17 protein-coding genes and 1 pseudogene are annotated in these 20,171 nt (G+C 34.7%); 11 read left to right on the forward strand and 7 right to left on the reverse strand.

Annotation, left to right across the window (positions count from 1 at the left end; translation table 11 throughout):
• Positions 1 to 24: 24 nt before the first annotated feature.
• Positions 25 to 969, forward strand: coding sequence for an MBL fold hydrolase (locus tag IGJ66_RS06425; protein ID WP_430616383.1), 945 nt, complete (start codon positions 25 to 27; stop codon positions 967 to 969).
• Positions 970 to 1,369: 400 nt separating this feature from the next.
• On the opposite strand, the gene IGJ66_RS06430 is transcribed toward IGJ66_RS06425, so the two are convergent.
• Positions 1,370 to 2,419 carry an AI-2E family transporter gene (locus IGJ66_RS06430; protein WP_067482039.1) on the reverse strand — a complete coding sequence of 350 codons (1,050 nt, stop codon included), beginning with the start codon at positions 2,417 to 2,419 and terminating at the stop codon, positions 1,370 to 1,372.
• Between the two features lie 202 nt (positions 2,420 to 2,621).
• On the opposite strand from IGJ66_RS06430, the gene IGJ66_RS06435 reads away from it, so the two are divergent.
• The gene (locus IGJ66_RS06435; RefSeq protein WP_430616384.1) at positions 2,622 to 3,674 is read left to right on the forward strand and encodes a family 20 glycosylhydrolase; all 1,053 of its coding nucleotides are present in this window, start codon (positions 2,622 to 2,624) and stop codon (positions 3,672 to 3,674) included.
• Positions 3,675 to 3,804: 130 nt separating this feature from the next.
• Entirely contained in the window at positions 3,805 to 4,749 is a 945-nt protein-coding gene (locus IGJ66_RS06440) for an L-lactate dehydrogenase (protein ID WP_071868381.1), read from the forward strand.
• A 39-nt stretch (positions 4,750 to 4,788) separates the two neighbouring features.
• Here IGJ66_RS06440 and IGJ66_RS06445 read toward each other — a convergent pair whose 3' ends face one another.
• Positions 4,789 to 5,661 (reverse strand): MurR/RpiR family transcriptional regulator, encoded by an 873-nt coding sequence (locus tag IGJ66_RS06445; RefSeq protein ID WP_411372544.1) that lies wholly within the window; start codon positions 5,659 to 5,661, stop codon positions 4,789 to 4,791.
• 201 nt (positions 5,662 to 5,862) lie between these two features.
• Here IGJ66_RS06445 and IGJ66_RS06450 point away from each other — a divergent pair, with 201 nt between their 5' ends.
• Positions 5,863 to 6,894 carry a Gfo/Idh/MocA family oxidoreductase gene (locus IGJ66_RS06450; RefSeq protein WP_430616385.1) on the forward strand — a complete coding sequence of 344 codons (1,032 nt, stop codon included), beginning with the start codon at positions 5,863 to 5,865 and terminating at the stop codon, positions 6,892 to 6,894.
• A 105-nt stretch (positions 6,895 to 6,999) separates the two neighbouring features.
• Positions 7,000 to 7,293, forward strand: coding sequence for an rRNA processing protein (locus IGJ66_RS06455; protein WP_067482048.1), 294 nt, complete (start codon positions 7,000 to 7,002; stop codon positions 7,291 to 7,293).
• 204 nt (positions 7,294 to 7,497) lie between these two features.
• Here IGJ66_RS06455 and IGJ66_RS06460 read toward each other — a convergent pair whose 3' ends face one another.
• From IGJ66_RS06460 to IGJ66_RS06480, 5 genes are all read right to left on the reverse strand, one after another.
• Positions 7,498 to 8,925 carry an amino acid permease gene (locus IGJ66_RS06460; RefSeq protein WP_430616386.1) on the reverse strand — a complete coding sequence of 476 codons (1,428 nt, stop codon included), beginning with the start codon at positions 8,923 to 8,925 and terminating at the stop codon, positions 7,498 to 7,500.
• Between the two features lie 940 nt (positions 8,926 to 9,865).
• Complete coding sequence (locus IGJ66_RS06465; RefSeq protein WP_186807802.1) at positions 9,866 to 10,159, reverse strand: hypothetical protein; 294 nt, start codon at positions 10,157 to 10,159, stop codon at positions 9,866 to 9,868.
• A gap of 122 nt (positions 10,160 to 10,281) precedes the next feature.
• Positions 10,282 to 12,477, reverse strand: a complete 2,196-nt coding sequence (gene topB / locus IGJ66_RS06470; protein WP_430616387.1) for a DNA topoisomerase III — start codon at positions 12,475 to 12,477, stop codon at positions 10,282 to 10,284.
• A gap of 153 nt (positions 12,478 to 12,630) precedes the next feature.
• Positions 12,631 to 13,137 carry a cysteine hydrolase family protein gene (locus IGJ66_RS06475; protein ID WP_086270932.1) on the reverse strand — a complete coding sequence of 169 codons (507 nt, stop codon included), beginning with the start codon at positions 13,135 to 13,137 and terminating at the stop codon, positions 12,631 to 12,633.
• A gap of 27 nt (positions 13,138 to 13,164) precedes the next feature.
• Positions 13,165 to 13,581: a hypothetical protein gene (locus IGJ66_RS06480; RefSeq protein ID WP_075491164.1), complete on the reverse strand. Its 417-nt coding sequence runs from the start codon at positions 13,579 to 13,581 to the stop codon at positions 13,165 to 13,167.
• Between the two features lie 196 nt (positions 13,582 to 13,777).
• On the opposite strand from IGJ66_RS06480, the gene IGJ66_RS06485 reads away from it, so the two are divergent.
• The 6 genes and pseudogenes from IGJ66_RS06485 (at position 13,778) to IGJ66_RS06510 (ending at position 20,158) form a co-directional block, all read left to right on the forward strand.
• Positions 13,778 to 14,452 carry a response regulator transcription factor gene (locus IGJ66_RS06485; protein WP_075491162.1) on the forward strand — a complete coding sequence of 225 codons (675 nt, stop codon included), beginning with the start codon at positions 13,778 to 13,780 and terminating at the stop codon, positions 14,450 to 14,452.
• Between the two features lie 13 nt (positions 14,453 to 14,465).
• Positions 14,466 to 15,776 carry a sensor histidine kinase gene (locus tag IGJ66_RS06490; protein WP_430617025.1) on the forward strand — a complete coding sequence of 437 codons (1,311 nt, stop codon included), beginning with the start codon at positions 14,466 to 14,468 and terminating at the stop codon, positions 15,774 to 15,776.
• A gap of 210 nt (positions 15,777 to 15,986) precedes the next feature.
• Entirely contained in the window at positions 15,987 to 16,991 is a 1,005-nt protein-coding gene (locus tag IGJ66_RS06495; RefSeq protein WP_430616388.1) for a tyrosine-type recombinase/integrase, read from the forward strand.
• 188 nt (positions 16,992 to 17,179) lie between these two features.
• On the forward strand, positions 17,180 to 18,703 hold the full coding sequence (locus tag IGJ66_RS06500) for an AMP-binding protein (RefSeq protein ID WP_376021647.1): 1,524 nt from the start codon (positions 17,180 to 17,182) through the stop codon (positions 18,701 to 18,703).
• A 165-nt stretch (positions 18,704 to 18,868) separates the two neighbouring features.
• Positions 18,869 to 19,683: pseudogene (locus tag IGJ66_RS06505) on the forward strand (bifunctional hydroxymethylpyrimidine kinase/phosphomethylpyrimidine kinase).
• Positions 19,673 to 20,158: an ECF transporter S component gene (locus IGJ66_RS06510; RefSeq protein WP_067482070.1), complete on the forward strand. Its 486-nt coding sequence runs from the start codon at positions 19,673 to 19,675 to the stop codon at positions 20,156 to 20,158. Before IGJ66_RS06505 ends, IGJ66_RS06510 begins: the two are co-directional and overlap by 11 nt.
• Positions 20,159 to 20,171 lie beyond the last annotated feature (13 nt).

Consider the following 20,171-nt stretch of genomic DNA (forward strand, 5'->3'; position numbering starts at 1 on the left):
GTATTATCTAGAGAGGGGTATCGTATGAAAAAAATTGGTTTATTTTTATTAGCAATTAGTATGGGCACGGTTTTGTTAGCTGCTTGTTCATCTCAAAATAAAGAGGAAAACACAAAAAATGATTCAAGTAACACCACAACAATGACAAAGGAGGACACAAAGATGTATACAGAAACGAAAGGGCACAACATCACATATTACACTATGAATCCAGATGAAGTGTTTGGGGCCACTGCAACAATTATTGAAAAAAACGGTAAAGGTTTATTAGTAGATACTCAGTTTTCAAAAACAGACGCAGAAAAGATTTTAAAAGTAGCTAAAGACAAGAACATTGATATTCAGACAATTTATATTTCTTATAGTGATCCAGATTATTATTTTGGAGCAAGTCAAATCACAAAGAAATTTCCAAACGCTAAACTTTTAGCTACAGCTTCTAACATTGAAAGAATCAAAGAAACTTACAAGGCGAAGCTTTCTGTATGGTCGGATACGCTAAAAGAAAATGCACCCGACGAAATCATTATTCCCGAAGAAGTAAAAGATTCAATTAGCTTAGAGGGAATAGAATTCTCAATTTTTGGCAGCGATAGAAAGAAACAAACACTTTACAATAAAGAAGATGACTTACTTTTAGGTGGGATTCTTGTTTCTACAGGTAGCCATTTATTTATGGCAGATACAAAAACGATTGAAACTCAAGAACAATGGATTACAGACCTTGATGAACTAACTTCTTTGCAGCCTAAAGTAGTTATTCCAGGGCATTTTGAACAAGGAAATGATTTTTCAGCCAAAAATATTGAATTTACCAAAGACTATATTCAAAAATTTATTGAAGTAGAAAAAGATAGTCAAGCAAGCGCAGAGATTATCGAAAAAATGAAAAAAGCTTATCCAAATTTGCCAGATGGAAGTTTAGAAATGAGTGCTAAAGTTGTGACTGGAGAAATGGACTGGGAATAAACTTATCAAATAGCGAAGACGTCTACATCAGGAAGTTTCTTCACAATATTAAAGACAAAAAGATGATGACCTATATTTGGAGATAAAAAATTTAGAGATATAAACTCTTTTCGTTCGAATAAGTTGCTATCAACCGCTTATCAGAACAAAAAGAGTTTTTTTATATATTAGATACAAAAGCAACCACCATTTTCATTCCACATATCTATTAGAAAACGAGAATAAGATAACACCTTATCTTACTAAGTATCTCCGTTACCCAAGTGCCAAATAAATGGTGGAACATGACTTTTGATTGTTCTGGATGAAATTAAAAAACGGCATAAAAAATAGAGCGGATGAATCCACTCTATAAAAAGTCTAACTTTTCGGGGTCACTACAGGACTTCGATGTTATTTTTCACTCTTTTTTAATTACTTCTTGTTGCTCTTTTTTTAGATGTAGAGGAATTTCTTTTACTTTTAAAATGTCTAAAAAGAAAGTGAAAATCGGAATACCCACGATTAGTCCCCAAACACCAAACAAACGCTCACTGACTAATAGTACGATAAAAGTATAAAAAATCGGTAATTCTGTTTTGCTAGACATCAATTTAGGATTCAATACATAAGACTCGATCAAGTGGACAATCAAAATCGTGATTAAAATATAAACAACATCTCTGATTCCTCCTTGCGAGTAAGCAATAAATGACAATGGAATGCAAGAGATAATAACACCTGCTACTGGAATCAGGCTCAAAATAAAAATCATGATCGCTAAACTAGGTAATTGAGTGAATCCAAATGCAGCTAAGGCAATTGTCGTAATCACGGTGTTCAAAACAGCAATCACAAATTGTGCCTCCAAAACTAAGCCAAACGTGTTAACAAATTTATCTGCGAAATAATAAATATCTTGAAAGAACCAAGCAAACTCACTTTTCAAAAAGAGTCGAGAAAAAAGCACTGTTTTTTTCTTCTCAATCATGAAAAAGAAACTCAAAATAAAGGACATGGCAAACGCTACAGCTAATTTTCCAAGATCTTGTAGATAGCCAATAGCAATAGATGCACTATTTTGCACTTGTTCAAAAAAATCATTGCGTTCAATATAATTATGAACATAGGTTAGTAGTGGATTATCATCTTTAGGTTGCTGTTCATAAAAGTGAATAACTGAACCAACCATATCAAAAGTCTGATGAATCAAGATAGGGATATACTTCGTTAGTGCCAGATAAATCATGTAAACCACTATCGAATAAATAACTACTGTTAGTGCTGCAGTTGGTATCTTAACAAAACGCTGAATAATCTGAACAAGATGAATCATTAAATAGGTAAAGATAAAGGTGAGCAAGACCGTAGTAATCATTGCTTTAGATAAGAAAAGTAGTAAGATAACTGAAAGTAGAACAGTCAACCTACGAATTTTTTCATTTGCCAAAAATCGTTGGTAAAAAGACAATCATACAACCTCCCAGAAAATTATAGTACGTAACAAACTCATTATAGAATGAACAAACTTAAAAAGAAAACCGTTAAAAGTAACATTAGGTACTTTCTTATCAATTCCTTACTAACATCTAAAAAAGAAAGGGTTTACATACAAAAGAGTTATGTCATACTACTAAAGAGATCTAAATATATAAAGTAGAGGTGCAGACAAAATGACAAAACTAACAGATTCCTTACCAATTTCCACAGAACGAGGTTTATCAATTGATATTGGTCGCAAATTTTATTCACCAAATTTTTTAAAAGATCTACTTGATTACATGGCATCACTAAAAATGAATGCGTTACAGCTTCATTTTTCGGACAACGAAGGTTTCCGAATTGAATGCGAAACTGTTCCAGCGTTAACTTCGTCGCACTACTTATCAAAAATAGAAATCAAAGAATTAATCGCTTATGCTAAGCAACTGGGAATCGAAATCATTCCAGAATTTGATAGTCCTGGTCACTTGAAACGACTACTTAGTATTTATCCAGAATGGCAGATGGAACGTTTAGGAGAAGACTCAGATGTTTTCCCTTCAAACCGTGCAATAGATATCACAAATCAACTGGCAGTGAATAAAATCAAAGAAATTATCAAAGAATATTTAGAACTATTCCATGATTCACATTATTTTCATTTAGGAGCAGACGAATATATTAGTTTTGATGAATTAGATCGCTATCCTCAATTAGCGAGAAAAGCAGAGGAAATTTATCAGAATCCTGATAGAACCTATGATCTATTTATTGATTATATCAATGACCTAGCAACTCTAATTGAATCAACTGGTAAAACTGCACGTATCTGGAATGATGGAGTTTACAAAAAGAATCAGAAAGCGGAAAGCGCCCTGAAGAAATCAATTCAAATCACTTATTGGACAAATTACAATGCACAGATGGCAGATGTTCAAACCTTTTTTGAAGAAGGGCATAAAGTGTTAAATTTCAATGATAACTATTTTTATTTTGTACTTGGTGAAGGAGCGGGCTATCGTTATCCTACTGGAGATAAAATAAAAAATGAGTGGAAGCCAACGATTTTTTCTGGTAATCAACAGATTACAGAGGAGCAACTAACTAAAGTACCTGGAACATATTTTGCCATCTGGTGCGACTTCCCAGATGCATTAACGGAAGAGGAAGTATTACAAATGATTAAAGAACCACTAAAAGAGCAACAAACAATGCTCTGGAATGATCAGCTAACAACAAAATAAAGTCATTCATTCTCATTGCTTTTCTATAAGATTTCATAATAAAAACTATTATAAATATCATCTTTATAAATGAAAAATAATCATTTATACTTTTCATGAAAAGAAAAATACTAGAAAGAGATGATTATATATGATGAAAACAAGTAGAAAAGTCGCAATTGTAGGTACAGGATTCGTTGGAACAAGTATTGCCTATGCGATGATTAATCAAGGGATTACAAATGAATTAGTTTTAATTGATGTTAATCACGAAAAAGCAGAAGGAGAAGCACTTGACTTGCTGGATGGTATGGCTTGGGGCGAAGAAAATATTGCTGTTAAATCTGGTGACTATGCTGAATGCGCAGATGCTAATCTAGTAGTCATCACAGCAGGGATCAATCAAAAACCTGGCCAAACTCGCCTAGACCTTGTTAAAACAAACGCGACTATCATGCGCGAAATAGTTGTACAAATTATGAATGCTGGATTTGATGGTATCCTTGTGATTGCTTCAAATCCCGTAGATATTCTCACTTATATTGCTTGGCAGACATCTGGTTTACCAAATAATCGTGTGATTGGTACAGGAACAACTTTAGATACTACTAGACTAAGAAAAGAAATCGCATTGAAATTACAAGTCGACCCAAGAAGTGTTCACGGTTATGTTATGGGTGAACATGGTGACTCTGAAGTTGCTGTCTGGTCTCACACAACAGTGGGTGGCAAACCGATTCTCGAACTAGTAGAAAGTGATTCTCGCCTAACAAAAGGTGAGCTAACAATAATTGCTGAAAAGGTTAAAAATGCAGCCTACGAAATCATTGACCGAAAAAAAGCAACATACTATGGTATCGGAATGAGTACTACTCGGATTGTAAAAGCCGTCTTGAATAATGAGCAAGCCGTGCTACCAGTTTCAGCTTATTTATCAAATCAATATAGTCAAAAGGACATCTTTACTGGGGTACCTTCTGTAGTAGATGAAAATGGTGTCCGTGAAATAATCGAATTAGCTATCACAGACGAAGAACAAGAGTCATTTAATCGCTCTGTATCCGAATTACAAGCTGTTCTAGATACTGTAAAATAATAATGTGGTGAAAGGGAAGAGGTGGAGCTCTTCCCTTTTTTAGTTATGATATTCTTTCAAAAGCCCTTTTTGTAAAAGTTCTTGCTTGTCTTTAAGATTAAGTATATTTTCTTGAAAGTTCTGTGCATACATGACTGAATAAAGGGTATTTAGCACATAATCAAAAGCAATCTGAGAAGAGAAAGTAGCGACTTTTGCAAAGTCATATTCATCTTGAGAAATAACTAAACTCATTGTCGCTTTCTTTGCCATTTCAGAATGTTCGTTTCCTGTAATTAGCAAAGAAGGGGTACCCACATAGTTCAAGTAAGCCAATATCCGTTCATAATGGTGAATACGACCACTATAGCTAATAAAGATCGCACAATCATTTTTCATCAGATTAGCAGCATTCCATGAAGAATCACTATACTCTTCAGCAAGAATCAAAAATTTATTAAGCTTAACTAACTTATTTTGAAACTTCCTTGCAGTAATCTGGGAATCTCCTTTTGCGAATAAAAACATTCGGTTTGCTTGATTTAACGTGGTTGCTATCGTATCTAATTCTTGTCCTTCAATTTGTAGTTGCGCTTTTTTTATTGTCTGAACAGTAAGATCTGCCATTTTCTTAGCAATCGTTTGAGCATTATCTTCATGTGAAAATGGAAAATTTGGATCAATCACATGATTAAACTGGGCTACTAGTTGATGAACTTCACGTCCTAATTCAAAGCGAAATTCTTTAAAGCCCGTATAACCCATTTTTTTACATAAACGAATAATAGCTGAGTGAGAAGTATATGTAGCTTTTGCCAGTTCCTCAATCGTTAAATAGACGGCTTCTTCAAAATGTAATCGGATATAATCTGCAATCCGCTTCTCTGTAGTAGTAAATGTTTCTTGTTCGGCTAATTTATCTTCAATCAACACGCTTTCAACCTCCTAACGTCTTTATCATCTTACTAACAAATGACAAGGTTGGCTACTAATTCCTAAAAATTGGTACTTTTTTTCAAAAAACGGTTAATTTCCAGTGAAATTCAGAACATTTTTACCAAAATACGTGTACGTTAAGACTTTGAACACAGGATTCAGTATACTTGGCGTATCAACTATATAGGAGGTTTATTTATGTTAACAATTGCTTATCTGGGAAATGGAAAGAGTACAAATCGTTATCATTTACCTTTTTCTAGAAAATTATCAGACAAAATAAGAATCAAAAAAATTTACTCACCAAGTGAACCAGCCTGGGAAACTTTTGATGATATCGAGTACACTACAAAACTAGCTGATTTATGGAACGACCCTGAGATTCAATTAGTCGTTATCACGACACCAAGTCAATTTCATTATGAATATGCCAAACTTGCACTAAGACACGGCAAAAATGTTTTAGTTGAAAAACCTTTTGCAGAAACTTCTAAAGAGGCAAAAGAACTCTTTTCTCTAGCTAAAGAACAAGGATTGTTTATCCAATGCTATCAAAATAGACGTTTTGATTCAGATTTTTTAACTGTACAAAAGGTAATTGAAAGTGGCAAACTAGGAGATATTTTAGAAATCGAGATGCATTACGATTATTTTCGACCAGAAATCCCTGAAAGCACCACTACGTTTTCTATAGCAAACAGCTATCTTTACGGACATGCGTGTCACACAGTAGACCAAGTTCTTTCTTACTTTGGTGAACCAGACGACATTCATTATGATGTTCGCCAATTATTAGGAAAAGGTCGGATGAATGATTATTTTGATTTAGATTTTTTCTATGGAACAATGAAAATCTCAATAAAATCAAGTTACTTTAGAATCAAAGAACGTCCTAGCTTTGCTGTTTATGGAAAAAAAGGCATGTTTGTCAAACAAACGAAAGATCGTCAAGAAGAACATTTGAAAATGTTTTATATGCCAGATAACGCTGATTTTGGAATAGATTTACCGGAACATTTTGGTGTTTTAACTTACATGGATGATAAAAACATCTATCGTGAAGAAAAGGTGACTTCAGAGATAGGTGATTATAGCCGTGTATATGACGGTATTTATGAAACATTAATCAATGGTGCAGAAAAACTCATTAAAGATGAAGAAACCATTTTACAAATGCAGATTTTAGAAAATGGCATTCGTTCTATTCAAGAAAACGAAGAGAAAGAATAACATTTATATTCAAAAATTTAAATTAAAGAGATCCTTTTTGACAGTCTATTTATTCTTAGGTAAGATAAATAAGAGAACATGATAATTTTCTGGAGGGACAAAACTATGACTAATTACGATGGTGAAAAAGGAAAACGACTAAGAGGATCAATGGCACCAAAAACAGATGATGAAGTAGCTTTGGCTGGCACTAATTCTGGCGAAACACAAAACAAACAAGAAGCATTATCTGGAACTAACTCTGGAGAAGAAAAAACAGTCGCATTATCTGGATCAAATGCGGTTGAAGATGACACAAAAGAAGAACCAAACAAACTTGAAGAAGTAGTTGAAGAAGTCATAGAAGATGTCAAAGAAAAATTTGAAGAATTGACATCAAAAAACAAACATTCTAAATAAACAAAAATAGGCTGAGGCAAACGTAGCCTCACTTAAATAGAAAAAAAGCCTAAAATTCGTTTCTCAGAACGTTGATTTTAGGCTTTTTTTAATTGGAAAATGTGTTGATAACGACTGGATTTCTAGTTTTCTACCCGTCTCTTTATTCTAAAGACAAGGCACTAAACGCTAGTGCCTTGTCTTTTTTTATTTATGTTTACACTATTAAATTTGATTCCTTTCGCGTTTTGCTAGATAGGGCATAACGAACCCTAAACCAATCAAAACAACAATTCCAACAATATTGATGATTAATTCATGCCAAAAAAGTGATGAACCAAAAGCGGCATCCTGTGGTAAGACACCAAAAAGCGTTGCAATTATTGTTACAGCAAAACACCAGACACCAACGGCAACAGCAAATCGGTCGTTTTTGATAAACACGTACTCTGATTGGTATTTTTGACTATTTAAACGGATTTTGATAAACGCAAAGAAAATCCAACAAGTCACACCTGGAGAAATAATCCCATTCAAGTTCAATAACCAGTTAAAAATATCATTCATTTCTGGCAAGAAAACACCCAACAATAGAATAAAAGCACTTAACGCAGTTGTTAGAATATATCCGTTAATTGGTAGACCATCTTCATTTAATTTTGTTAATTTTTTAGGCATAAATTCTTTACCTGTATCTGAGATAAGCATTCTTGTCATAGCATCAAGTAAAACTGCAAGCAGCGCGCACATATAAATAATTTGCGTTACCGCAAAGACATACATCAAGCTATTCCCCATATGAAAAAACTCACCTAGACGTTGAAAAGCATAATAAGAACCATTCATCTTTAGATTATTCGGTAAATGGTGCGCATCGAAGAATACACCTAAAGAAAAAGAACCAAAAACAGTTAAGAAAATAGTCATAACAGTTAACATAATCATTGCTTTAGGAAATTCTCTCTTCGGTTTACGCATTCGAGTAACGAAAGGCGCAACTAATTCTGCTCCATTAATTGCATAAATCAGTAACCCAATCGTTGTTAAGTAATGCAGATCAAATTTTGGCAAAATTGTTTTGAAATTCATTGGTTGTGTTTCAATGTGTCCATTTGGCATAAATAGAGAAGTAAAGGTCATAATAACGAATAAGATTGTCATCACAAACATTGCACCACCGCCAATTGTGCTTAGAACTTCTAAAGACTTCTTGAAATGACGTTGCAAGAAAATAAATGCCAAGAAAATAACAAATGTCAGTAAAGCAAATAACGAATTAGACATTGTGTCTTCCATCGAATCATTTCCATTAATCAACCAACCAAAACCAACTACCACTGCATTAGCGGTGTCAACAACATAGGGGATAGAAGCAGCCCAATAAGTCCATGCCGTAAAGTAGCCAAGTTTATCACCACTTGTCCCACGAACCCACGAACTCAAACCACCACCTTCATGATTAAAGACAGACCCCAGCTGACCAACCATCAATGAATAGGGAACAACGTATAGTATTAACAAAATAACCCATGAAGTAATAACACCCATGCCTTGATTAGCAAAATTATAAATAATATCATCAAACCCAATAACCGTAACAAAAGACATTAATGCCAACACGGGCCACGAAATAAAATTTTTCTTTTCTTCCATATACATAACCTCCAGCAAGTATTATAATCTTATTTTTCTGAAAATAATATGAAAGACAATCTGTGTTTCACTTAAAATATAGCGAAAGAACACAAAGAGAACTAAAAAATAAAAATCATCTATAAGTTAAGAAATAAAGCGATTAAAACAATCAATCTGCAAATTTCACTAAATAATCAAATAGTTAAGGTTGAAATCCCAAAAACGTTTAAACATAATCAGTAGTTTTTCGATTAAAAAAGTTACAATAATTGTATTGATCACAATACATAAAGATAAATCATTTTTTATAGTATTTATGTTGAGTAAAGATAAAAGCAACATACAAAATTCATGCAAAATAATTTTTAAATGTTGTATTCAGTATAATTAGCTAAAATTAATATAAAACAGCAATTATTTGATTAAAAGAGTGAATCTCATTCTTGTAATCTACTTTGTATAATATATATTATGTAAACTAAAATAAATTTAAAATTTAAATCGCTGTACCAACCCTCCCTTTGTTCCTAAATTAAGCATTATTTGACGAAAATCATTCGTTTTTGTTTTATATACGTAAAACACAGTAAAATTTGTGTTTAAAATTCTGACGTACACTAAATTCGTAGTCAATATTGTCATTTGTTCGTAGGATAAACATAAGATTTGCGAATTCACAGGTTTTTGGCGTGCTTGGTGGATTAATGGAATCATTTATACAGCTACAAAATTACCAATTAGAATATAGAAAATAATCAAAAACACTGGTTTTAGACATATAAAGTGGATTTATTTTATTATCTGTGTCTTGATTGATTCAGACTAATTAAGCACAAAAAAGAGGAATCTTGGGATACAATTCCTCTTTTGATGGCTTTTTAGGCTACTGACAATAATATATAATTAAGCATTGTAATGTTAAAACTTCTTAATCTAAAAAGAGAGTTTCAAACATTGTTTAGAAAGCTGCTGTCACCTGGTGAAAAACCTCTTTGATTACAGGCAAGAAATAGATCACTCCGGCAGCTCCTAGAACTAAGAATAGTTGTTTTCTTTGTTTTTTTCGTTTCAGCATGCTTGTTGTTTTATGAAAAAAGTACAAAGCACTTTTTGCTAACGCTGTTACTGTCGATAAAATCAATGTTGGTGAATAAGCTGTTTGCTTTTCCGAAGTAACAGCTAGTAATTTCGTCCCATAAGTTGGATACTTGATAAATGCTTGATATAGCGCAATTAAAACAATTACCCCCATTGAATAATTTAGTAATGAATGAATTTTTCGCAAAAACGGTACCTCTTATCTTTATTATTTTATAAATATTTTTATTTTTTTTTTCTAAGTGTTAAAGTTCTCACTTTTCGGAATAAATGCCTTTACTCTGATTGTGACTCTTTTTCTGAATTTGCTTTGTCCATCCATGGGAATTCGAAGCCAATTGTTAGATCCGCTTTTAATACTAAAACTGCATCGAACTTCCCTTTTTTACCAGTAAATCCTTTGATTACCTTGCTGGTCTTTCTTTTCGATAAAAGCTCACGTAGGTTCGTCTTAGTCAGTTTCTTTTTAGCGACTATTGGCCATAATTTGAAGTCACATTCTGCGTTGAGACAACTTGCAATCTTAGGATACAACATCACAACCCCTTTTTGACACTTTGGACAGCGACCCAATTGATCGTTCTTCTTCTCCATCGCCTTAATTTGACGTGTACCGCTAACTTCCTTTGATAAATCAACTTGTTGGATTTGTTGCGGAACTGAATCTAGCAAATGTAAAATAAATTTTTTGATATTTTCCAAAAATACTTCAGGAGTTCCTTGGTTCTCTCCAATTTTTCGTAAATACCCTTCCCAACGCGCAGTCATTTCGGCACTGGTCAATAGTGGTTCACTTGCGACAGCTTTACATAAAGTGATACCTTTTGAAGTAACAAATAGTTCATTTTTCTTTACTTCGATATAGTGACGCTGCTTCAAATTTTCGATAATATTTGCACGTGTTGCTTCAGTTCCAATCCCTTCCACTTCTTTCAATATTTCTTGTGCTTCGTTATCATCTAATGTTTTCCCCGCTGTTTTCATAGCTGTAATCAGCGTCCCTTCATTGTAAGGTTTGGGAGGTTGTGTTTCTTTTTCGAGACGCTTCAATTCAACTTCAACAAGATCACCTTCTTGAATTATCGGCAATTTTTGCAGGTCTTTTTTCTTTTTCTTTCCAGTATTTAAGATCGCTTGCCAACCTTGTTGGATAGGTATTTTGCCAATACTTTTTAGTCTCAACTGATTTACAGCTGTCAAAATAGTTGTTTCTTCATAAATGTAGTTACTTGCAAACATTGCGAGCGTCGTTTGTAGCACCTGCAAATAGACCGCTTGTTGGAGACGCGAAAGTTTAGCAAAACGTTCTTTGGTCGGGATCGTTTTGGTAGGAATAATTGCATGATGTTCCTGTACTTTACTAGCATCAACGTAACGTTTTTTTGGAAAGAGTTCTGGTGTTTCAATCGTATCAATACCAAGAAATCCTTTATATTTTTCTAATCGCTGAACTAGATAGCGATGTTCATTATCAGTGATATATGGCGAATCCGTTCTGGGATAGCTTAAAAATTTACTTTCATATAACCCTTGAACCGCTTCTAAAGTTGATTTTGCACTAGCTTTCATCAACTGGTTCATTTTCGATTGCAAACTAGATAGCGAAAATAATCGTGGACTACGTATTTGCTTTTCTTTTTTTTCTACCTTGTTGATTCGCCCTTCTTGAACACCCAAATGCGTACCTAATTTTTGTAATTCTTCTGTTAATGCTTCTGGTGTCTTGAAAGTTTTTTTGGGTTCCATTTTTCCGATGAATCGCCCATTTTGATGTCGAATTTCTCCCTCACCTTCGAAATAAGGTTCCTTTTTGAAATGATTGATTTCTTCTTGTAGTTTAAAAATCATATATAAAGTAGGTGTCTGAACTCTTCCTAGTGAAAAGCTACCATCAATTCCTTTATTTTGAAGCAACAAACTGTATAAAGGACTGCCATTCATTCCGATTAGCCAATCAGCATTTTGTCTTGCTTTTGCCTCTTTATACTTCGGGTAATAGTATTCACCTGGTCTTAAATCTTTAAAGCCATCATAGATTGCTTCTTTTTCTAAAGAATTAATCCATAAACGAAGATATTTTTTTTCTTTGGAAAATGCTTTTGCTTGACGAATAATCGACCAGGCAATCGCTTCTCCTTCTCGATCCCCATCAGTAGCAACAATAATGGTATTTGCAGACTGCAGCTCTCTTTTGACAATTGCAAACTGCGCTCTCTTATCCGTAGGAACTTCATATTGAAAAGTCTCAGGGAAAATAGGTAAATTTTCTAAGGACCATCTCGCCCAACGTTGATCATATGCTCCCGGTGGAACCATATCTACTAAATGGCCAAATCCATAAGTAATTGTTACTTCACCTGTAAATAACGGATCTTTGATTTCATAATAACCATCCCGTTTTTTTCGTTGTTGAAAGGCTTCAGCATACGCTTTTGCTTGTGATGGCTTTTCAGCTAAAATGACTGTTTTCATAGCTTTCCCTCCGTTATTCAAGCTATTTTCGACTTACCTATTATGAAACAAATTCTTGAATCTGACAACCAAAAAAAGCCTTACCTCATCAAGAGTCTGATAAGGAAAGGCGAAAATACGTTCGTAGTTTCATAAAAATGAAGATTTATCCATTTAGACCATAAATTCAACAAATCTTTGATCCCAAATTTTTTCATAAAATGCAATTGTGTCTTGCGCACTCATAAATGCGTTGTCGTAAGTCGTTGTTAAAGAATGCAGCATCCTTACTTGATAGCCTAGGTGGTGCGCAACTTTGATTGACGTATCAATGCAATATTCTGTTTGTGCCCCACAAATTTCCAGCGTCTGAATATTTAACTCCATCAGCATATTTTGTAGCGCTGTTTCGAAAAAAGCATCCGCATGCGTTTTTTCTACATAACGCGCTTCATTTGGTTGAATAATTTCGGGAATGATTTTCCAAGCCGTTGTCCCTGAAATTAGTTCTTTATCGGAATGTTGAATAAAGATGATTTGCTTTTGTTGTTCTTTATATAAAAGTATACGTTCATTTACTTGTTTTGTTAGCAATTCTAATCCAAAAATTTCAGTTTTATCGTGACAAACACCGTTTTGTAAATCAATTACGACTAGTGCATCACATAGTTGTGCTTTCATACAAACGTCCCCTCATTGTTTTCTACATTATAGCCGATTTAGTCCGATATCTGCCGCTGGCAACACGTATTCAAGCAAAGAGAAATCTTGATTATTATGCACGCGAATTTCCAAAGGGTTTAACTGTAGCAAAGGCTCAAGTTGCCGTTCGAGCATGATTGGCGAATGCGTACTAGTACTTCCAATATTCAATAACTCAATGCACACATCTGGTGATAAGTTAGAAGCAATCTTGGGTACATCTCGATTCAAAAAATAATCGACTAAAACGATGTCTCCTTGAAGTGCATGAATCATGTCTTGATTTTTCGCTAGTTCTACATAAACAAATTTCAACTTATTTTTCAAATCACTTGTCCGAACGTTCCGATAAAGCTGTTTGGTAATATGTTTTCCAAGTGATTGCGTACGAGTCACCAAAAAGACTGTTTTTTTCTTTAACATAGCTATCCCCTCTCTTTTTCAACACTATAAAACTATTTTCAGAAACATTACATTTATTTTCACTGAAAAAACGCTTTTTTTACTTATTATTAATAATTGCAGTCGGTAATTCCTCAATTAGACACACAAAATTGCTTTAAGCTAACTTTAGGTTAACTATGTTAAAATTAATTAGAATGAAAAATGAGGTGAATCAATGATAAAGTTACTCATTGTTGAGGATGAAAAAGTTTTATCTGACAACATCAAAGAGATTATTAACGATCTTGGAGAAGTCGTCCAAGTTTACAATGGTAGTGAAGGGCTCTTTGAATTAGAAAGTGGTATTTATGACTTAGTTATTCTTGATCTGATGATGCCCGAAATGAACGGATACGAAGTTTTAGCCCAAGCAAGAAAAGCAAATATCCAGACGCCTGTCTTGATTTTAACAGCAAAAGATGGTTTAGAAGATAAAATCGAAGGGTTTGAAAAAGGCGCTGATGACTATTTAACTAAGCCATTTTATCGTGAAGAGTTGATTATGCGTGTCAAAGCGTTATTGAAACGTTCTTTGGGACTTTTTAATGAGCATTCACTTGAATACAAAGGTGTTACTTGTGATTTAAATCGTAATGAGGTCTCTTTTAAAGGCGAAATTTTACCAATTCAAGGAAAAGAATTTGAACTCTTAACTTACTTTTTGCAAAACAAAGGTATTATTTTAACAAAGGAACAGATTTTCGATCGGATTTGGGGATTTGATTCCGATACGACATTAACAGTCGTTGAAGTTTATATGAGTAATTTACGAAAACACCTGCGTGAAACGACTCTTGCGAAAGACATCAAAACACTCCGAAACGTTGGCTACATTTTACAGGAAGTGTAACAAAATGAAAAAAATAAAAGACAGATTTCCTAACAAGCAAAAAATCCGTTTCTTTTTAACTAATGTTACTGCTTTTGCTAGTATTTTTATTTTATTAGGCTTTATCACGCTTCAACTGCTGAACCAATCTGCCTACAGAGAAACTGATTTAAGTCTAACTCAAATTGATGCAAATTCGCGAGCCGTTCAGTTAGAAATTTCTCGTTATGAACAAGGAAACCCCTTTTTAGAAAATTTTCCTGGCGGACAACCCTTAAGTGATCCGGATAACAATCGTTTTAATACCCAAGTGATTTTGTGGTCTGCTTCTGGCGATATTTTAAATAAAGCTGCTATTGGTGGCCGTTTAAATCAAATCCAAGGATTGAAATTGAATACCAAAAATCTAGATGTTATTCAAAGTATCGATTTATCTGAATCAGAGAACGATCATTCTTTGGCTTTTCGTTCAATTACACGTAAAGCTGAGTCCAATCAGAGCGAAATTGCTTATATTCAAGTATTAGCAAATACAAATCAGATTAAAGATTCTCTAGCTACCTTTCAAACTGTTATGATTATTTGTATGATCGTCTTCTGGCTGATTTCAATTGGTATTAGTTATTATCTATCTAACTTAAGTATGCGCCCTATTCTAGCTTCGTGGAAACAGCAAAAGGAATTTGTCGAAAATGCTTCTCATGAATTCCGAACACCTTTGTCTATTATCCAAAATAGCTTAGAACATTTATTTACAAAACCAAATCACACTGTTATCGAAGAATCAGAAAGTATTGCTCAAGCTTTAGCAGAAACTCGGCGACTTACTGGACTGACGACAGATTTATTAACGATTGCGCGAAATGATTCGAATCAACGGCTTTTATCAAAAACAGCTGTAAATATCCAGCCGTTCATCGCTCAATTAGTTAAGCCATTTCAAGAAATGGCCGAAATGGATGGAAAACATTTCTTGATTGCGAATAAGACCACAGCTACTGTCTTCATTGATGAAAAGAAAATCCATCAAGTATTAGTTATCCTACTTGATAATGCTTTGAAATACACTAACCAAAGTGATTCTATCTTGATTGAATCACAAATAACTAACAAAGAATGGAAAATTGAAGTTAAGAATACTGGACCAAATATTTCCCCTGAAGAAAAAGCGCGAATCTTTGAACGTTTTTATCGTGAAGATCGTTCTCGTTCAAAAGAAACTGGTGGCTATGGGCTGGGTTTGGCAATTGCCAAACAAATTGTCGAGCAGCATAAAGGGAAAATTTCTGTAAGGGATTATGAACCACAAGGTGTCATCTTCACTGTTGAATTACCCCTAAAATAAAAGAGTTCCGATAGAATCAATTGATTTGATCTCTATCGGAATTTTTTATTTAGATATTTTAGTCAGAATTGTTTTTCCTGTACTAATACTTTCCTATTCCTGACTTTTGTTTTAGGATAAGAGAAAGAATCAGCTATCGTTTTGCCTGATCTCGTTAATAACTCATCTGCGTTTAGGATTGCTTTATCCAAAGCTGAAAGGAGAACAATTATGGATAGTAAAACTAGAAAACAAGTACAAGAAAAATTGAAACAAAGATTACAATTGTTACCGCCAATTTTTGAACAGTTCTTGCTTGAAAACCGGGGACACTTATCTTTAAGTAGCCGTTATGAATATGCGAAAGATTTCCATTTATTTACCGATTTCCTAAAAGAAGCTTATCCAAAGCAAGAAATGGATGATGAATTTATCTTACAATTAGAGAAACAAGATTACCTGAACTTTCTAGCTAGTATATATCGTCATACACGCTCTTTTCAGACAGCCGCTGAACAGCCTGTCGAACAGACATTTAAAAATAATTATCATGGTGTTTCTCGGAAACAATACGCGCTCAACCATTTTTTGAAGTTTTTGTTTCAAAATGGCAAACTAAAAGAAGAAATTTCGTTGTTAGGGACCAGCACCCCAGAGACCACTTCAGCCGCACCACGTTATCTCTCTGCGGATTTATTACTTGATTTTGAAACACTATTCATACCATCTGCAGGATTTGACACAAGCCGAGAAGCTAGTTTTGAGAAGAAAAACCGACCACGCAATCTCGCAATCCTTGCACTATTGCTTTATTGTGGACTCAAAATTCATGAAATTGTTGAATTAAAGAGGAAAGATCTCCTGCTAGAAAAACAGCTGATCCAATTACATCGAAAAGAAAACCGGTTGAATCAAGTACCACTTCCCAATGAAGCATTCAGTTTGCTGACAGCGTATCTCACACTAAATGAATTAGCTGCGGAAGAATTTGTCTTTCAATCATCACATGACCAGCAGATTTCTCCTCGAACGATTCGGCAAATTTTAAGTAAAGTAACTGTTTATCAAAATCTTTCACCAGAGTTGTGTCGAAAAACTTTTCGTTATTATACTGAACAATATTTGGATGATCTCGACGCAGTTAACTATTTATGTGGCAATCGCTACCTTCATCAACATAATTTTCAAGAAGTCTATCAAAAAATGCTGGTATTTTCCTACCGCCAATTTAGCTAACATACCGATTTTAGCTAAATTGTCTAGAAATCAACCAGCAATAAAGCTTTTTTCACTTTGATTATCTTTTAGAAAGGAAACGTTTTGCTCTTTTATTCACAAAATAATCTGTTATTTTCAAAGCGTTTGTGCTACGATTATAGCGGAATTTGTAACCCTTTTAACAAAAATTTGATGGAGTGTGACCTATGGAAACAATCGAATATTCCCCACTTAATTTATTTACTAATTACGAAGAGGCAGCAAAAAGAACACCAGATATTCCAATTATTATTGACGAACCTTTAGTTGCTTTTCCTGAACTTGGATTTAAAAGCACTTACAAAGAAAGCTATGAAACCGTCTTAACACGTGCCTATCAGTTGGCAGCAATGGGTGTTGGGCTTGGCGACAAAATCATGCTATATAAAAGTTCAGCATTCGATACTTATTTAATGGCAGTTGCTGCTTCTTATCTTGGTGCTGTACCTGTGATGACTTCTTATCACTTACCTACAGCGACAATGGAAGTTTTCGTTGAGCGATTAGAAGATCCCTTTATCTTATTTGACGAAGTTACTGCTGAACGCGTAACAGGGATTTCAAATGGTTCAAAAGAAAAGCAATTATCAGTGAAAGAATTATTGAACCAATCGGCAACGCCAGTTTCTCAACAAGAACTACCAAAAGATCAAATTGCCTACATGACACATACTTCGGGAACAACAGGCATTCCAAAATTGATTTGTCATTCAGCAAACTCTATGGGCTGGCGAACAAAATGGCAAAAAACGATTTTTACAAAAATTGCAGCAAAAGAACTAGTTGCTTTCCACATTTCTCCCGTCCACTCTCGTTTCAATATCGGAATTTCTTCTTTAATGGCTATGGGTTTCCCAATGATGCCGTTAGCTAATGCACAGGGGGATCATGTAGTTAAAATGCTAACTGAAAATCCACCAATTGCACTAGAAACGCATCCAAATAACTTTGTTCAATGGAGTTTCGTTGCAAAGGAGGCACCAGAAGCTTTTGCTGGAATTCGTTACTACCACTCGACTTTTGATGCAATTAATAATCAAACGATGGCAACTTTTCTTGACACATCTAACACCAAGGATGCTATCTTTTTACAAGTTTATGGTCAAAGCGAATGTGGTCCAATGATTCTCAAAGCACATACATTGGAGTCACTAAAAACAAACGATGCTCGTGATATGGGCGTTGGTCTTGGTGACTTGACTAAGGCTCGAATCGCAGACGACCAGGGGAATCTCTTACCTATTGGCACAGATGGTCATATCCAATTCTTATCAAAAGGCCGCGCATTGACTTACTACAAAGAAGATGCACGTTTCCAAGAAAATGTTTATGGCGACTGGTGGGACAGTGGTGATTACGGTGTAATGAATGCAGATGGGCACCTTTTCTTAAAAGATCGTCAAGTTGACTTGATCGAAACAATCAATAGTACATTAGCAATCGAGGATTACTTACTTGACTCTCTTGATTTCCTTGCTGAAGTCGTAATCGTACGTGATAAAAATGATTCACCACAGCCAATCATTGCTTTAGCACCTGGAAAAGAAATGGATTGGGACACTTATTGGACACAAGTTCATGAACTACCACGCTTGAATACGCCAATTATTCGCGCATTTGAAGATATTCCACGGACTGCAACAATGAAAGTCCAACGTCTGCAAATCGAACAAGAATTAAAAAATCAATAAATTTGTTTAAACAAACTGATACTTTTGATAACGATGTTCTCTTCGTTGTCAAAAGTATTTTTTATTCCCCCGTTTTTACAAAATTGGCTGAGTTTCAAATCTGCCAATTGGCTGTTTTCATTTTATTTTACTTTCGCTATACTTGCTTTCATGGAGGAAAACAAGATGAAAAGAGTATTAACAATTGGCGGATCTGACCCTTTCGCAGGTGGCGGAATTCAATCCGATTTAAAAACTTTTGAAAACTACCAGCTTTTTGGCTTAAGTGCCTTAACCTGTGTAGGCTTTTTGGATGAGCAAGGCGCATTCCAATTAGAAAATCTATCACCGAGACTACTGAAACAACAATTAGCTTCACTAACAAAAATGACGAGCCTTGATGGAATCAAGCTTGGCTTACTTCACTCAGAAGAAGCCATCACGATTGTACGTGATTTTTTGATACAAAATTCAGAACTTCCAGTTGTCCTAGATCCTGTCCTTGCGTTTAAAGAAACCAAAACGACTGAAAATAAACGTTATATGGATAAAATGATTTCTGAACTTTTTCCTTTAGCAACTGTGATTACCCCAAATTTAAAAGAAGCGGCTTTGCTAGCAAACCAAGATAAGTTGCGCTCACTAGATGATCTTCGCCACGCAGCTCAAATCATCCACGCTTTCGGAGCAAAACAACTTGTGATTAAAGGTGGTCAAGGCATTCATGGTGACTTTGCTATCGATTTATTTTTTGACGGCGAAAAAGAACAACTATTTACTCGTAAAAAATTAACAAAGTCAACTGTGAATGGTGCGGGTTGTACGTTTTCTTCTGCTATTTTAGCAAATTTATGCCAAGGAAACTCCTTACCTGACGCAATTGCGACTAGTAAAGATTATGTTTATCATTGTATTGAACACGGCATCTTGATGAATGATGGCTCCGGAAGTGTTTGGTCCGGAGGAAAATTAAAGGAGGAATAACGAGGAATGAACATTAGACAAATAACCACTTATGCTATGTTGATTGCGCTAACTGTTGCGCTTTCTCTGACGATTCTTATCCCCGTTCCAGCCACAAATGGTTTTATTACCTTATGTGAAGTTGGGATCTATACAGCAGCTTCGTTATTTGGGCCGATTGGTGGCTTAGTAGTTGGTGGTTCCAGTGGTTTATTGATTGATTTGATTTCAGGTTATCCACAATGGGCGATTTTTTCTCTGCTCATTCATGGGTTACAAGGATTGACAGTGGGTTTGATTGGTCGACAAACAACGCTTCGCTGGTTTCTTGGATTATTAACTGGTAGTGTAGTCATGATTATTGGCTATTTGTTAGCCGGTTGGTTCTTATATGGCTGGCCAGCGGGAGTCGCGTCAATTCCCGGAAATATGATTCAGAATCTATTCGGAATTGCTCTCACCTACCCATTAGTTTCTGGCTTGAAACGATTTCAATTAGGAAAACAACGCTAATCATAGCGAAAGA

This window comes from Enterococcus sp. DIV0176 (assembly GCF_050528535.1).
GTDB lineage: Bacteria > Bacillota > Bacilli > Lactobacillales > Enterococcaceae > Enterococcus_B > Enterococcus_B thailandicus.